The sequence below is a fragment of the Rickettsia endosymbiont of Urophora cardui genome (assembly GCF_964030725.1).
In the GTDB taxonomy this organism is placed as follows: domain Bacteria; phylum Pseudomonadota; class Alphaproteobacteria; order Rickettsiales; family Rickettsiaceae; genus Rickettsia.
Genome location: NZ_CAXIPY010000006.1, coordinates 236282 through 252206, shown reverse-complemented (window position 1 = coordinate 252206; position 15925 = coordinate 236282). Strand labels below are relative to the sequence as shown.

Genomic DNA, 15925 nt, shown 5'->3' with positions numbered 1-15925 from the left:
CGCTTCCGCGGGAATGACATAGAACAATAACTGTCCGGTACTATTGAACAAGCCACGGGATAACAATTTTTCACCTTTATCACTAACTATCAAAATGTTGTTTTAAAACCTAAGATTTTTAGCACAACATTTATATCCAGCGTGTTGAGCTATTTCTCCTTGCTAGAGTTTTTCTTAGATCGTCTTGAAAATTATTATTTCCTTGCTGCTTATTCCTATCTTGAGTTGTTTGTATAGTTTTTAATGTTTCTTGCAATTTCGGTGAAATAGCAGGCATTGGAGATGGCTTTGGACCAGCCCCACCCTTTCCTGGCATTGGAGGTGGTGGAGGTGGCGGAGGCGGCGGAATAGGAGCACCTTTCCCCGGAGGAGGTGGTGGTGGAGGTGGTATAACACCAGGTTTTAGAGGTTGTGTAGCTGGATTATTAGCAATTATAGCCTTAATAGCAGCTTCTTCTTGTAATTTTCTAGCAGCTTCTTCTCGTGCTATTTGCTCTTTTCTACGCTGGATTGCTGCCATACCACCTTTTAGCTGCAAGTCAGCCACTGTAGGCTCACCCTTTAAATCCGCAGATTGTGAACTTTTATTAAATTGTTTCTCTCTTTCTTCAGCAGTATTTATAGTATCATATTGCCTTTTTATGCTTTCAAGTTGTTTACTAATTCCATCTAATTCCTTGCCAATTTTCCATTTTTCTTCTTTAGGAGTATGAGAATCAGCCTTTTTTTCTTCAAGCTTTTTCTTTTTATTTTCTAGCTCTTCCTGCTTTTGCTTTAATTCTTCTAAACGTTTTTTGTGATTATCTATTTGTGCTTTAGGTTCTTCGTTTTTAGTTACTGGAGCATTAATAGCTTGCTTTTTTTGTGCATTTTTCCAAGCTAACTCTTCTGCAAACGAATTAAATTTTGGCTTTTTTACTGGTTGATTTAGCTCTTCTATTGGTTGAGTTTTTGCTGGCTGAATGCCTATCTCTGCTTCTTTGAGATCTTGAAAATTTGTTTCAGAGGCTAAAGGAATGCTTTTAGTATCAGGTATTTCTGGATCAGCTTGTTGTACTTTTGCAGTAGTTTCTTTTATTTTATTATGAAGATCTACCACTGAATTTGCTTTTCTTAGTTCCTGTTCAGGATTATTATAATAATTTTCTAAATCCTGTTTCAAATAATCATATGTTGCTTTGATAGAGGTTACTTTAGTCTCAAAACTTGCTGCAATCTGAGCTGCTAATTTTAAAGATTGCTCTGATCCTCCTTTAGGCTGAATCACAAGTTTACTTTTTTCTCCTAAAAACCATTTTGACAAAATATTTGGTTTATAAACTTGTATTTCTACCTCTGCATTACCTGCTTTAACTGATACACTACCCTCATAGCCTGTAAACTTATTAAGCCATGTTTTTGGTTGTTTATGCTGTGCAGTTACATTATTTCCTAGATTAGAAAAAACATTGTTTATATCTGTTTTTGCTGTTAAAACATCATCTAGTTTTTTAAAAGTTGTATCATTTTGTGAACTTATACCGGCTATTTCATAACCAGTAGCAGTTTCTATAAAATTTGCTTCAAAAGGCTCTGCCTTTATTCCATTATAAATATTTTCTAAGAACTCATTGCTAAAATTTTTACCACTCTTAATTCCTTGCAATTTACTTTCTGTATTTAAACCTTTTAGTTGATCCTTAAACTGATCAATTGTCCATTTATCTTTTACGCTAGGATTATGAAGATTAGTATTAAGACCTACTGTAGCATAAGCTGATATAAAAGCTGCATCTGCATGATTTATTTCGTTAGTAGTATTTTGCTCGTAATATTTAGAGGCAAAACTTTCAACCAATCTATCTATTTTTTGAGCCTCACCTGGTAATTTAAAAGCTTTTAAAAACTCTCTTAAACTTTTTAAATAATTTTTATCTTTAAAATCAAATTGTTTAACAAAATGATCTAATACTTTTTTATTATCTTCGCCCTCTGTTCCAAGATAATCCCCAACAGCTACTAAATCTAAATTATTTTTTTCCTCACGAAAAAACTTAGCTGTCTCTTCTGCAAAATCTTTATTATTACTAGCACACCATTCTTTAATCTTACTGATTCCATCTTTAGGTTTATCATTAAAGGCACTTATTACTGCTCTTTTTATTAAGGGGTCCATAACTATCTCTCATAAGTTAATTATTATTAAGTTTTAAATATAACTATTTTATAGCCTCAACGCAAGCAAAAGTTGCTATTTTTAATATTTCACTTGCTGACGCTGTAGCTTGCAATATTTGAACAGGCTTTTCAAAACCATTTGTTATAGGACCTATGAAACTATTTGAAGAAAACTCTTGAAGCAGTTCAGTAGAAATAGCTGCAGAGTTTAAACCTGGCATAATAAGCACGTTAGCAGGACCGGATAACCTACAAAATTTATATAATTTACGTAAATTAGAATCTACAGCAACTTTCACCGACATTTCGCCATCATATTCAAAATCTACTTCCATATCATTAAGCTTTGATTTATCTTCACTAAAATTGTCTAATATATTTACTGCTTCACGAATACGAGCAGTTTTTTCCTTAGAAAAATTGCCAAAACTTGAAAATGAAAGAAGTGCAACACGTGGGACAATTCCCATATCCTTAGCTATTTCTGCTGTTTGAGCTGCTATTTCTGCAAGCTCCGAGCTGCTTGGATATGCAGTAATGCAATTATCAGAAATAATAATATTATTGTCTTTTGCAATCATGATAGAATAACCTAAGATTCTACGATTAGGCTTTCGTGAAATGACTTTTAGTATATCTTCTAAACTATCAACATAGCTTTTCGTAACACCCGTTAAAAGTGCATCACCATCACCACAAGCAAGCATACAAGCGGCGAAAATATTCTTATCGGTTTTAACGAGCTTAGCACAATCTCGGTATAAATAACCTTTACGTTGGAGCCTTTTATATAAATAATCAATATATATCTCTAACTTATCAGTTAAAGCAGCATTCATTATGGTAATACCATCTAAACTAATATTCTGCCCTAATTGCTTTAGCTTTGCTTCGATTCGTTCCGTGCGACCGATCAAGATAGGATTCCCATATTTCTCATCCCGCATCATTATTGCCGCAACGATTACCTCTTCCTCTTCCCCTTCAGCAAAAATAATACGTTTAAGCGGTGCGTTATGAATTTTTTCAGCTAAGAAATTCATATAGTTAGATGTAGGGTTTAGTCTACTTTCTAATTCTTTTTTATATTTATTGAGATTAAAATCAGAAACTTTAGCAACATCGCTATCTAGTGCTGCTTTAGCTACCGCTATCGGCACTACTGTAATTAAACGAGGATCAAACGGAACAGGGATAATATATTCATTACCGAAAATCATCTTACGTCCAGCATATGCCTTATATACTTCATCCGGTACAGGTTTACGAGCAAGCTCTGCTATAGCTTTTGCTGCTGCTATTTTCATTTCTGTATTAATGGTTTTAGCTCTAACATCTAATGCTCCCCTAAAAATATAAGGAAAGCCCATAACGTTATTAATCTGATTATTATAATCAGAACGACCTGTTGCTATAATCGCATCATTACGAACTTGCTTTATCTCTTCAGGCGTAATTTCCGGATCAGGGTTAGCCATAGCAAAAATAATCGAATTATTTGCCATTTTGCTAACCATCTCTTTAGTTACTGCACCTTTTACGGATAATCCTATAAATACATCCGCATCTTTTAATGCTTCTTCTAAAGTTCTAAGTTGCGTGCTATTTGCATAAGCCTCTTTCCATTTATTCATACCCTCCGTGCGACCTTGATAAATAACACCTCTAGTATCGCATAAAATAATTTTTGATTTATCTGCTCCAAGAGCAATCAGCAGATCAATACAAGCAATAGCGGCAGCACCAGCACCATTAACGACTATTTTTAAATTCTCTAGCTTACGGTTAGTAATATAAGCGGCATTTATTAGCCCTGCTGCTGTAATAATTGCCGTTCCGTGCTGATCATCATGAAATACTGGTATATCCATTAAAGATTTTAGCTTCTCTTCAATAACAAAACACTCAGGAGCTTTAATATCTTCAAGATTAATTCCGCCGAAACTGTAACCGAGATATTTTACGGCATTAATAAATTCTTCCGGATCGTTAGTATCAACCTCTAAATCAATTGCATCAATATCGGCAAACTTTTTGAAAAGTACTGCTTTACCCTCCATCACCGGTTTTGAGGCAGCAGCTCCTAAATTACCAAGACCAAGCACCGCAGTACCATTAGATATCACCGCAACTAGATTCCCGCGTGCAGTATATTTATACATCTCATTAGTGCTTTTAGCGATCTCAAGACAGGGAGCCGCAACGCCCGGGGAATAAGCAAGCGATAAATCATGCTGCGTAACAAGCGACTTAGTCGCTGAAATAGCAATTTTACCTGGTTTATCTTTTTGATGATACTCAAGTGCTTCAGTGTAATTTATTTTGTTCATTTCATCCATTTTTTAGATATTCCTGTTTTGTTATTGTGTTTTTTGGTTTTTCGTCATTGCGAGGAGAAACGCAGTTTCGACGCGGCAATCTTGTAAGGACTCCTGAGATTGCTTCGTCGCTACGCTCCTCGCAATGACGTTGAATTACTAATTACCCCATCACATACATAATAATCGATATAGTAACTACCGAGAAGAAAGTTGTACATGTTATGATCGATGCCATCGAATCAGGATCGCCGCCAAGCTGACGTGATAAAACATAAGCAGTGCTTGCACAAGGCAGAGAGCTATATAATATCCCTACCGATTTATCTATCCCGCTAATTGACATCATCCATAGCACTACTACGCTCACTAACGGAAAAGCGATTAACTTAACAAAGCTCGTAAATATTATGCTATGTAAAAGCTCTTGTCTAATAGTAAAATTAAGCCCTGCCCCAACATTTAACATGCCGATCGCTAAAGCAGCATTAGAAAGGCTATCTAAAGTTTTTTTAAGACCTAAATGTAGTTCAAGGTTTGAATAATTAAAAACAAATCCTACTAAGCTTGCAATAATTAGGGGGTTGCGTACGATTAGCTTGATCATTAAAACAATACTAGTTCTAATGGTAGTAGTGACCGACTTATCAGGAACGTAATATGCAAAAATCATTACCGATAAAATATTGGTAAAAATAATCATGTAAGAAGAAATAACAGCAACGATAGAAAGACCGCTAGAGCCAAGCAAAGGACTGCCTACCGCAAAGAAAATGTAGCTATTATAACGAATTGATCCTTGAAAAATAGAAGTGAATTCTATCTTATCAATATTGTATTTTCTTTGATAAATTATTAGACCTAAAGTAATAAGAATAGTAGAAATAATAAGAGCGATTACTAATTTAATTATTGATGTAACGCTTAAATCTGCTGTAGAGATATAGTTAAAAAGCATTGCAGGAAACAATACAAAATAGGATAATTTCTCTATGCCACGCCAAAATTCTTCTGAAGTGAGCCATTTATTTTTTATAATACTACCAAGTAAGGTAATTAAAAAAATAGGCAACGTACTGCAAAAAATATCATTCATATTCGATGTCATACCGCGACTTGATCGCGGCATCTAAAAATTAACTTATCGAGATACCACGGTCAAGCCGTAGTGGGATTGTTGCGTGGATCAAAAAACTTTCTCGGTGTCATCCCGTGACTTGACCACGGGATCCAGAAAAAAGTAAAAAGTACTAATAATTTTAGTATTTTAAGTTGGATCCCGCGATCAAGTCGCGGGATGACAACTGGAAAACCGATCTACGCAACAAAGCCAGCCGTGGTATGACAAAAATTATCCTCTATAATTTCTCTTCAATCAACTTCATAGTTTCATTTATACCATAAAGCTTTATGAAAGTGCCAAGCCTTGGACCATCGCTTTGCCCAAGTAATATTTGGTATAAATCTTTGAAATAATCACGCAAATTTTCATACCCTGCTTTCATGCCGATATCATAAATTCCTTTTTGAATACTTTCCGCTTCTATCTGCTTAGGCAAGCTTTTTAACATATCTAAAATATCTTGCAAAATAGCTTTATGCTTTTCAGACGGAGCTAAATACGATTTATGTGCTTTAACAAAATCATTATAATATCTTATAGCAAATTCTGCTAAGTGGTCAAGATAAGGACTATTATTTGGCGTCGCTTTTGGTTCATATCTGCTAATAAAACCCCAAAGTACTGATTTATCGGATGGATTACACACAGAAGTTAGGTTCAATAATAGCGAGTAAGTAATACCAAAAGTCTCAATTTTAGGCACATTTCCATGATGAATATGATAAACCGGATTTGCAAAACGTTTTGATCTATCTTCTTCTAAATGATATTTTTGATTAAAGGTAATATATTCATCAACATTTTTAGGAATTACATCGCAAAATAACCTTTTAGCCCTAGTAGGGTTTTGGTACATAAATAAAGCCATACTTTCAACAGGGGCATATTTAAGCCAATCATCAACGCTAATACTATTGCCTTTTGACTTCGATATTTTTTCACCATTTTCGTCTAAGAATAGCTCATAACATAATTGTACTGGTGGCTTTCCACCTAAGATTCGGCAAATCTCAGAGTAAAGTCTACCATTTGCTAAGTGATCTTTCCCATACATTTCATAATCAACTTTTAAAGCTGCCCAACGCATACCAAAATCCGGCTTCCACTGCAATTTACAATGACCTTTTGTTACAGGTACTTCTATTGTCTCACCGTTTTCATCTTTATAAGTTATTGTACCAAGTTTTGCATCCCATTTATGTATAGGTACTTGCAGTACCTTGCCAGTTTTCGGACAAATGGGCATAAAAGGTGAATAGGTAGCTTTCCGCTCTTCTCGAAAAGTTGGTAGCATCAGCTCCATTATCTCGTCATATTTTTCAAGCACTCTTATTAGCATTTCATCAAACATACCGGCTTTATAGCACTCGGTGCTGCTATAAAATTCATACTTAAAGCCAAATTTATCAAGGAATGCGCGGAGTTTTGCATTCATATAATGCCCATAGCTCTCACATTCACCGAAAGGATCAGGGATAGAGGTTAATGACATATCCATATATCCGGCTACCATTTCAGGATTTGGGATGTTACTCGGCACTTTACGCAAGCCATCCATATCATCAGAAAAGCAGATCAGCTTAGTCTTTATATTAGATAATTGTTCAAACGCTTTCTGCACCATTACCATACGGGCATTTTCACCAAAAGTCCCAATATGCGGTAGTCCTGACGGACCATAGCCTGTTTCAAACAATACATAACCTTTTTCAGGTGCTTTGCCGTTTAAGCTATCTAGTATTTTTTTAGCTTCTTCAAAAGGCCAAGCTTTTGACTTTATCGCATCTTCCAAAATTTCCGACATTTATTTTTCTTATACTTGTAATTAATTATCAGTGACAATATACTATATTTAGCTAATTGTAAAATTTAATTGTCATTCCCAGCAATGGTTTGTTGCATAACTCTTATGTCATTCCCGCGTGGCATTGTTGCGTGGATCGAAAAACGTCCTCGGTGTCATCCCGTGGACAAGCCACGGGATGACAAGTGTGCAATGCCTCCACAGGATGGCACTGTTTGACAATACAAAAACTATAAAATAAAAATATGCCATTTAATACCATTATAAACTACATAAGAAAAGACAGCTATAAAATGCTGCATATAGGCTTAATTGCGATTTCTGTCACAGCTCTTGCTACTGCTTATTTTGCTGAGTATATATTGCATTATGCCCCCTGCCCTTTATGTGTTTACGAAAGATTTCCTTATCTAACATTAATAAAAATTTGTCTAACTGCTTTAATTATCAGGCAATTAAGTAAATATACTTTAGTATTTATTTTCTTAACACTGCTTAGCTCCTGCATATTATCAACCTATCATAGTATGGTGGAGCAAGGAATAGTTCAGCCAAGCAGTCTTTGTTCATCTATGATCCGCTTCCCAAAAGGCTTATCTATTGAGCATATTAGACAGATGCTTTATTCACAGCCAATAACTTCCTGCACCAAACCGGCAATTAAGCTTTTAGGCATTTCCATGACGGAATACAATTTGCTTCTAAATCTTGGTCTTTTAATCGGATTGTTAATTGTTTGGCTTTACCCTAAAGAATCTTCATTATAAAGCTGTATTTACTGATATTAATTGCAATAATACTAGATTTGATGAAGAACTCGGCCGCAAGCGACCGAGTTTCAAAACAGGTTAAACTGCTTTATTTCTTTTTCAATTTTATCCATTGCGTTTAGTTGATTTTGGTATCCACACAAAGTGATACATTATTCTAAAAACATGATGACTATTACGCCTCAATTCCATTCTACTAAATTATAATATGCCAACGCTTATATTATAACGCTATCCATCTAGGGAGCAAGCTCCCTAGATTTTCGCTATGCGGTTAAATTTAGAATTATTTTTTAAACCTGAATTCTGGATTAGCTAATTTTGAGATATAGCAGGTTTGTTAGGTTTCATACAGTATGCAATTAGGGCGGATAGGATATGTACAAAGGCATTCCAAATTGATCTATGTCTTGTATGTTCGATCTCGAAAGCACCCTTCAGCACACTAAATACTGTTTCGATAATTGAGCGTTTGCGTAATAATATTTTTTCAAATAATGGCATAAGTTTATTCTTCATTTTCTTCTTTATGCCAGTTACTAACTTGATGCCTTTGCTGTATAGATCATCAAAGAGCTCCTGTTTGATATAACCCTTATCGCCAAACAATAATCCCGTGATATGTTTGGTGATTATCGAAACCGGCGCTCTATCATCTACATTACCAGGCGTTAGTTTTAGACCTTGAATCTCACCTTTTTCGTTAATAACCAAATGTAATGTTAGACCAAAAAACCAACTTTTTGTTGTTTTACCCAAAGCAGCAATACCGGCAAAGACTTTATTACGAGAGATTCTTTTTCGATGACAAACCTCTAAAGATGTGGCGTCAATATAAGAAACTCCCGTAGATTGAGCTGCCTGCATATACCATTCAAGTAATAAAACTAAATAACTCAGAACTCTTGGTTTTAGAGCTATAAAACGAGTATATGCTGGAAGAGTTACAAAGTCTGATTTATATAATTGTAGATAGGACATATAAAAATATTTAAAGTTTTTACAAGGTGATTGATGGTATAAAAGCACTATTGTTAACAGCTCAGAATAGCTTATTTCAGGCTCTGTCTCATCAATTGTGTAAATTTCGTGAACCATTAAATTCTACCATCAAATTTGATCATAAAATGAGCCATAGCTTCATTCCAATTGGGGATAGGCATAGACCATTTTTTGGTAATATAATCAATTGTCAGATATAAAACTTTAAATACTGCGTCATCATTTGGCAAGATGCGTTTATTCTTAGTAACTTTTCTCAATTGGCTATTCAGCGATTCTATCGCATTTGTAGTGTAAATAATCTTACGAATCTCCTTTGGATATTGCAAGAAAATTATCAAATTATCCCAATTATTATACCAAGATTTAGCTATATGCGGATATTGCTTACTCCATTTTTGATCAAATGACTCAAGAGCTAATTCTGCTTCTTTTTCAGTAGCAGAAGTATAGATTAGTTTCAAATCCGCTGCTAATTGCTTTCTATCTTTATATGATACATATTTGAGGCTATTCCTGATCTGATGGACAATACAAATTTGATGTTCAGTTTTCGGATATACTGATGCAATAGCATCAGACATACCAGTTATAGCTAACGCGACTAGAATTATTCCTTAGAATAATGTAAGATAATGATTTTAACTACGGTAGAGATGAAAGCATACAGTCAGGATTTAAGAGATAGGGTAATCAGTCTTCACAAAACCTCTAAATATAGAATAAAAGCAATATCAGACTTATTAGGTATAGAGCGTCATACGATATCAAATTGGATTAGACGTTATAAAGAAAATGGAGACTACAGCTCAAGACAACATCTGCAAAGTGGACGTGATGCTAGGTTTACTAATAAGGAGAATATAATTGAATTTTTAGCAAATAATCCTGATAGCCGAGCTATAGATATAAGAGATGCAGTAGCGCCCGAGCTGCCAATGAGCACATTTTATGACACGCTTCATAGAATGAAAATTACATATAAAAAAAGAGCCAAAATACAAAGGCAGGGATGAAGAAGCTAGAAAACAATTTGTGGAATATATTGATCAAATAGCATCTGATAAACTTGTGTATTGTGACGAAATGGGGGTAAGTAATAATATAACCATGTTGTACGGATGGTCAGAAAGAGGAACAAGAGCTTACTCAGAGCAAGCAGGTTTTGCTACTGAGCGAGTAAATATAGTTGCTGGTTATAATAAGGGCACCAAAGAATTAATTGCTCCGTTAGAGCATTCCGGTTATATTGATAAGCAATTATTTAGTCCGTCCGCCAAAACTCTAAAAGCCTTATAGGCAATAGGGTTTTAAGGCAAAAATGCATAGTAAAATCCATAAGAAAATGAAAGGTTTTATATCAAAAGCTTATGGAAATACAAAAAAATGACAATAAAAAAATGAATGCATTTTGGGAAATAGTGTGGTTTTTAATACAAAAATTTAAAATCAGCCCTCAAAATTAGAGTAATTTGCTCTAAAATCGCACTATTTTTGGAAATTAGTGACACAAGTGATATTTTTTAGAGTTTTGGCGGAGGGACTACCTTATAAAAAGAAAAACCAGTAGACACTCAAATTTTGGTCAAGGAGAGCATCTACTGGTAAATGAAAAACCCATAAATCAATATGAGGTCATATATGAATATATCACACTATCCTGTTGATAGCAATACAGCTATATTAGTTGCTGACTATTGTAATTCACATAATGTTTGCAACCCACCAAAACCTCATATGGTAAATTCCAGTATTAATTAAGCCAGATTTATATTTTCTTCCCATACCTCATTGGGTGTTTTATAACCGAGCACTTTTCTTGGTAAATTATTTAAAAAATCCTCAATTTCTTGTAATTGCTTTATTGTTAATTTTTTTATATCTAAAGATTTAGAGTATACTCTGTGCACCATTGAGTTAATCTTCTCTATCAATGGTTTTTGCCATGGAGAATAAGGATTGCAAAAATATACTTTTCGTTCAGATTTTGGCAATAGTTGTTCATGATTGGTAAATTCTTTGCCATTATCTAACGTTATGCTTTTGATTATATGCGACAATTGTTTAAGTTTTTTATTCATGTTACCAATCACATCTTGTGTTCTTTTTGAACGGTTTAAAGTGAGAAACACTTTTTGTGTTCTGATATCCACAAGAGCGCCTATATTACGACTTTGATTACCTTTGTTAAAAGTTAAATCACCTTCTAAATGACCTATTGCTGCTATCTTTCTATTTATCTCTGGTCTTTCAGTAATGGAAACTCGATTTGGTATTGTAATTCTTTTGTTTCTGATTCTTGTACCATGATGCCATGATGCAACCTATTTTTCCTTTTTCTTGCTAAAGATAAATATAATTTTTGCCTTTGTGCTATAGGAGATGTATAAATAAACTGGTATATACTCTCTGTAGAAATATTGACAGTATCTCGTGATAGTTTACGTCTACCTGAAATTATATCTGGTGAAATACCCTGTGTTAACTGCTTTATTATTTCTGCTCGTAAATTATTATCAATATCTAATTTTCTTTTTCTCTTACCTTGCCTTAAACTGCAAGCAAGTGTGTTAGCCCTATCTGGTCTATAATTATGCCTCATTCTCTTGAGTTCATAACATATAGTGCTTTTATCACGGCCAATCTTTGTCCCTATATATCGCGAGCTATAACCACTCTTATTCATTTCGTATATTTTAAATCTTTCATCTATCGTTAAATGAGCCATGATATATCTATATTTAAATGATGCTCCTCGCAGCAGAGCTACGAGGTATCTAAAAAAGTTTTAGTTGTTTCTTATGATATCACGAAGCAGAGCTTCGGGGAATTAAACCCTGAGAGATTAATACACTACGCATTTCATAACGTTCAGCTAATAAGGTAAATAAAACATCAGTTTCTTCACGATTATATGGTACATATGATATATCATCAATTATCAATATTTCAAAATAATCGAATTTTTTAATAATTTGCTTAAGTTTTAAACTAAGCTTTGCTTCTAGTAATTGTTGAACCAAATTAGCTGCTGTTGTATATAATACACGTCTACCAGCAAGACACCACTCACGTGCTAAACCTATACTAAGATGACTTTTGCCAGTGCCAGGATTACCAAAAATAAGTATATTTTCATAGCGATCCATAAATTCTCCTTGTGCAAGATATTGGATCTTAGTTGGCGATAATCCTGGGATACGCTTAATATCAAAGTTGCTTAATAACTTATCTCGAGAGAGTTTTGCTTGCTTCAGCAATCTGGCAATACGTTGTTGTTGTCTATGTTCTAACTCACGTATGGCTAACTCCTGTAGATAATCTATATATGTTTTCTTTTCTTGCTCAAAGCTTTCTGCAACTGATTTATAGCACGATGCAAAAGTAGGTAAGCAAAGGTTCTTGAGTAAATTATTTAGCGGTTGCGGAGTTATTCAGGAGTTTCGCACTTAGCAAAGTTGCGAATCAGTTAAAAGCCATCTGATATTGTTTTGAATTGATGTTTTTATAACTTCCCAAGTTTGTTGATATAAAGTAATGTTTTCATTTATCCTCCTTTTATTCATATCAAGCCAGGCAAATACTGCAAGGCAAATATGATTTCTTTGAGCTCGGCCCGTGCGTGCCTGACAGCGTTCAATACCACAAGTTTGTTTTAATTCTCGATGATAAACCTCTATAGACCAACGTGCCTTAACAATTTTCTCTATTTGCTCACGTGTGGGATTGTCCAAGTTCGTTGTTATGTAATCAATGCGACCATTCTTTGCCACAAACTTAAATACCGTAACCCAACCGTATCCACGTAGGTGAATTTTTGGCTCTGTCTCATCAATTGTGTAAATTTCGTGAACCATTAAATTCTACCATCAAATTTGATCATAAAATGAGCCATAGCTTCATTCCAATTGGGGATAGGCATAGACCATTTTTTGGTAATATAATCAATTGTCAGATATAAAACCTTAAATACTGCGTCATCATTTGGAAAGATGCGTTTATTCTTAGTAACTTTTCTCAATTGGCTATTCAGCGATTCTATCGCATTTGTAGTGTAAATAATCTTACGAATCTCCTTTGGATATTGCAAGAAAATTATCAAATTATCCCAATTATTATACCAAGATTTAGCTATATGCGGATATTGCTTACTCCATTTTTGATCAAATGACTCAAGAGCTAATTCTGCTTCTTTTTCAGTAGCAGAAGTATAGATTAGTTTCAAATCCGCTGCTAATTGCTTTCTATCTTTATATGATACATATTTGAGGCTATTCCTGATCTGATGGACAATACAAATTTGATGTTCAGTTTTCGGATATACTGATGCAATAGCATCAGACATACCAGTTAGATTATCACTACAAGCAATTAAGATATCTTTTACTCCTCGATTCTTCATTTCAGTAAAATTACCGAGCCAAAATTTAGCTCCTTCATTCTCACTTATCCATAAGCCTAAAATATCCTTTCTGCCAGATAAATCTATTCCTAAAGCTACATATACTGATTTATTAATAATAAGTTTATCTTGTCTTACTTTCACTACTAAACAGTCAAAATATACTATAGGCAGGAGTTTCGCACTTAGCAAAATTGTGTATTAGTTAGAAGCCATTTAATGTTGTTCTGAATTGATGTTTTTATAACTTCCCAAGTTTGTTGATATAAAGTAATGTTTTCATTTATCCTCCTTTTGTTCATATCAAGCCAGGCCAATACAGCAAGGCAAATATGATTTCTTTGAGCTCGACCCGTGCGTGCCTGACAGCATTCAATACCACAAGTTTGTTTCAATTCTCGATGATAAACTTCTATAGACCAACGCGCCTTAACAATTTTCTCTATTTGCTCACGTGTAGGATTCTCTAAATTAGTTGTTATGTAATCAATGCGACCATTTTTTGCCACAAACTTAAATACCGTAACCCAACCGTATCCACGTAGGTGAATTTTTAGCCCTTCATCGGGAATCTCTAAAGTTTCCAAGCTAACATTACGATTAACTTTTCTATTTTTTCTTAGGTTGGTAACCCATATCCAACCTAAATTACGTATATGTTTTAAATTATCCAAACCACTATACCAAGCATCCATAACTATAGCATCAGGCTTGATACCTCTTTCTTTAGCTAAAGTAAGCATATCACAAAAATGCTCGTTCTTTGTTTTACCATCAGTTTCTTTATCATATATTCTATAATCTACAGGAGTAGATTGATCAATTTGAGTATTGTAATGCAGTAAGTTTACCATTCCTATACCAGGTATAACATCATGTACAGCCCCAGAATATTGATAATTTACAAGCTCGATCCTCTTACTGTATTGCTTTGACAATAAGGTGTCATCTCCCACTAATAAACAAGGATCTTCCAGATCAATATATTTTGACACTTTGCTATAGATTTCGCTAGGGCGAAAATCCTTACTCTTTAACCATCGACTTGCACTATCGTGCGATAGATCTAATGGACTTACTTCAGATAATGCTTTGCTAGTATATCTTACACTACTTGCTTGTAAGAATGATTTATATAAATCTTTGCTACATTTTGATCTTGTCATTTTTATCTAAAACTATTTTTCTCTAGATTAGCATATTATTTGCTAAGTGCGAAACTCCTGTATAGGGTATACTGATTCAAGAGGTCTACTCTGCCAAATCTTGACCTCATCTATTACTTCATCTGTAATCCTGCTGATTAGGCTCTCACTGATCTCAGCTCCATATAATTCTTGCAATTGTGTTTTAATATCAGACACACTCATACCCTTCGCATATAAGGATATTATCTTTTGGTCTAAGCCATCTATTCTTGTTTGTTTCTTTGAGACTATTATAGGTTCAAATTTACCTTGTCTGTCTCTTGGAACATTTAGCTCTATAGTACCATTCTCACTAATCAGATTCTTACTAAAACTACCATTCCTCGCATTCTCAGTTTCAGCTCTATCATACTTGCTATAACCTAAATGTTCTGACATCTCAGCATGCAGTGCTCGCTCTAAAATACCCTTGGTTAATTCCTTAATTAATCCATTCTGACTTAGTACTGTTTTTAAATCTACTCCACCTTCTATCAGCAAATCTATTGCTTCATTTATTTTTTTATTCTTCTCTATTTGCATTTCTGTTACCTATATTTTTAATTACTTCTAATATAGGCTCAACAAAAATTTACACAATCATTGCAAAAGACTCAAAATCTGAACGAAAAGTATATTTTTGCAATCCTTATTCTCCATGGCAAAAACCATTGATAGAGAAGATTAACTCAATGGTGCACAGAGTATACTCTAAATCTTTAGATATAAAAAAATTAACAATAAAGCAATTACAAGAAATTGAGGATTTTTTAAATAATTTACCAAGAAAAGTGCTCGGTTATAAAACACCCAATGAGGTATGGGAAGAAAATATAAATCTGGCTTAATTAATACTGGAATTTACCTATCAAACAGGAGCTCTTTGATGATCTATACAGCAAAGGCATCAAGTTAGTAACTGGCATAAAGAAGAAAATGAAGAATAAACTTATGCCATTATTTGAAAAAATATTATTACGCAAACGCTCAATTATCGAAACAGTATTTAGTGTGCTGAAGGGTGCTTTCGAGATCGAACATACAAGACATAGATCAATTTGGAATGCCTTTGTACATATCTTATCCGCCCTAATTGCATACTGTATGAAACCTAACAAACCTGCTATATCTCAAAATTAGCTAATCCAGAATTCAGGTTGAG

At 34.2% G+C, this 15925-nt stretch carries 10 protein-coding genes and 7 pseudogenes; 5 read left to right on the top strand and 12 right to left on the bottom strand.

Annotation, left to right across the window (positions count from 1 at the left end; genetic code table 11):
- Positions 1-130: 130 nt before the first annotated feature.
- The 4 genes from ralF to AAHI98_RS08930 all read right to left on the bottom strand — a co-directional run bounded on the left by ralF (position 131) and on the right by AAHI98_RS08930 (position 7402).
- Positions 131-2155, bottom strand: a complete 2025-nt coding sequence (gene ralF, locus AAHI98_RS08945; protein WP_342225684.1) for a T4SS guanine nucleotide exchange effector RalF — start codon at positions 2153-2155, stop codon at positions 131-133.
- Positions 2156-2198: 43 nt separating this feature from the next.
- Positions 2199-4496, bottom strand: coding sequence for an NADP-dependent malic enzyme (locus AAHI98_RS08940; RefSeq protein WP_342225683.1), 2298 nt, complete (start codon positions 4494-4496; stop codon positions 2199-2201).
- Positions 4497-4638: 142 nt separating this feature from the next.
- Positions 4639-5571, bottom strand: coding sequence for an AEC family transporter (locus AAHI98_RS08935; RefSeq protein WP_342226154.1), 933 nt, complete (start codon positions 5569-5571; stop codon positions 4639-4641).
- Between the two features lie 262 nt (positions 5572-5833).
- Positions 5834-7402 (bottom strand): lysine--tRNA ligase, encoded by a 1569-nt coding sequence (locus tag AAHI98_RS08930; protein WP_342225682.1) that lies wholly within the window; start codon positions 7400-7402, stop codon positions 5834-5836.
- Positions 7403-7647: 245 nt separating this feature from the next.
- Here AAHI98_RS08930 and AAHI98_RS08925 point away from each other — a divergent pair, with 245 nt between their 5' ends.
- On the top strand, positions 7648-8169 hold the full coding sequence (locus AAHI98_RS08925; protein WP_342225681.1) for a disulfide bond formation protein B: 522 nt from the start codon (positions 7648-7650) through the stop codon (positions 8167-8169).
- Between the two features lie 318 nt (positions 8170-8487).
- Here the strand turns inward: AAHI98_RS08925 and AAHI98_RS08920 are convergent.
- Together AAHI98_RS08920 and AAHI98_RS08915 are read right to left on the bottom strand one after the other, a co-directional pair.
- Positions 8488-9234: pseudogene (locus tag AAHI98_RS08920) on the bottom strand (IS982 family transposase); the annotation flags it as partial.
- 35 nt (positions 9235-9269) lie between these two features.
- Positions 9270-9788 carry an IS256 family transposase gene (locus tag AAHI98_RS08915; protein ID WP_342226153.1) on the bottom strand — a complete coding sequence of 173 codons (519 nt, stop codon included), beginning with the start codon at positions 9786-9788 and terminating at the stop codon, positions 9270-9272.
- Between the two features lie 21 nt (positions 9789-9809).
- Here AAHI98_RS08915 and AAHI98_RS08910 point away from each other — a divergent pair, with 21 nt between their 5' ends.
- Positions 9810-10190: an IS630 transposase-related protein gene (locus tag AAHI98_RS08910; RefSeq protein ID WP_342224696.1), complete on the top strand. Its 381-nt coding sequence runs from the start codon at positions 9810-9812 to the stop codon at positions 10188-10190.
- A gap of 70 nt (positions 10191-10260) precedes the next feature.
- Entirely contained in the window at positions 10261-10473 is a 213-nt protein-coding gene (locus AAHI98_RS08905) for a hypothetical protein (protein WP_342225680.1), read from the top strand.
- 458 nt (positions 10474-10931) lie between these two features.
- On the opposite strand, the pseudogene AAHI98_RS18640 reads toward AAHI98_RS08905, so the two are convergent.
- From AAHI98_RS18640 to AAHI98_RS08870, 6 genes and pseudogenes are all read right to left on the bottom strand, one after another.
- Positions 10932-11902 (bottom strand): annotated as a pseudogene (locus tag AAHI98_RS18640) (IS30 family transposase).
- Between the two features lie 79 nt (positions 11903-11981).
- Positions 11982-12608, bottom strand: coding sequence for an ATP-binding protein (locus AAHI98_RS08890; RefSeq protein WP_342226151.1), 627 nt, complete (start codon positions 12606-12608; stop codon positions 11982-11984).
- A gap of 15 nt (positions 12609-12623) precedes the next feature.
- Positions 12624-12992: pseudogene (locus tag AAHI98_RS08885) on the bottom strand (transposase); the annotation flags it as partial.
- 38 nt (positions 12993-13030) lie between these two features.
- A pseudogene (locus tag AAHI98_RS08880) lies at positions 13031-13759 on the bottom strand (IS256 family transposase); the annotation flags it as partial.
- Positions 13760-13761: 2 nt separating this feature from the next.
- On the bottom strand, positions 13762-14742 hold the full coding sequence (locus AAHI98_RS08875) for an IS701 family transposase (protein ID WP_342224656.1): 981 nt from the start codon (positions 14740-14742) through the stop codon (positions 13762-13764).
- A 51-nt stretch (positions 14743-14793) separates the two neighbouring features.
- Positions 14794-15300 (bottom strand): annotated as a pseudogene (locus AAHI98_RS08870) (transposase); the annotation flags it as partial.
- An 80-nt stretch (positions 15301-15380) separates the two neighbouring features.
- Here AAHI98_RS08870 and AAHI98_RS08865 point away from each other — a divergent pair.
- Together AAHI98_RS08865 and AAHI98_RS08860 are read left to right on the top strand one after the other, a co-directional pair.
- Positions 15381-15611 (top strand): annotated as a pseudogene (locus tag AAHI98_RS08865) (transposase); the annotation flags it as partial.
- Positions 15612-15630: 19 nt separating this feature from the next.
- Positions 15631-15903, top strand: a pseudogene (locus AAHI98_RS08860) (transposase); the annotation flags it as partial.
- Positions 15904-15925 lie beyond the last annotated feature (22 nt).